This is a genomic window from Alcanivorax sp. HI0044 (genome assembly GCF_001634945.1).
Genome location: NZ_LWEZ01001730.1, coordinates 1 through 568, shown reverse-complemented (window position 1 = coordinate 568; position 568 = coordinate 1). Strand labels below are relative to the sequence as shown.

The following is a 568-nucleotide window of genomic DNA, read 5'->3' as shown; positions in this document are numbered from 1 at the left end:
CTCAACAAGGTCACTCTGAGCGTCGTTGCTGCTGCCAAAGCTATCGGTGGCGACATCACCGTACTGGTTGCCGGTAAAGGCTGTGGCGCTGTTGCCGAAGAAGCTGCCAAGGTTGATGGCGTTTCCAAGGTCCTGTGTGCTGACAACGAAGCCTACGAGCACCAGCTGGCTGAAAACGTTGGTGATCTGGTTGCTGAAGTGGCTGCCGATTACACCCACGTTCTGGCTGCTGCTACCACCACAGGCAAGAACTTTGCTCCGCGCACCGCTGCTCTGCTGGACGTGGCTCAGGTTTCCGAGATCTCTGAAGTTATCGACGCGGATACTTTCAAGCGTCCGATCTACGCCGGTAACGCCATCGCTACCGTGAAGAGCTCTGATGCCAAGAAAGTAATCACCGTGCGTGGTACTTCTTTCGATGCTGTAGCTGCAGAAGGCGGTTCCGCTGCTGTTGAAGCCCTGGACGTTGCCAAGAACGCGGGCACTTCTTCCTTCGTGGGTGAAGAGCTGGCCAAGTCTGACCGTCCTGAGCTGACCTCTGCCGAGATCGTGATCTCCGGTGGTCGTG

General features: G+C 56.9%; 1 protein-coding gene. It reads left to right on the top strand.

Annotation, left to right across the window (positions count from 1 at the left end; genetic code table 11):
* The coding region (locus tag A3730_RS26020) for an electron transfer flavoprotein subunit alpha/FixB family protein (protein ID WP_369819127.1) at positions 1-568 on the top strand (568 nt) is incomplete at both ends.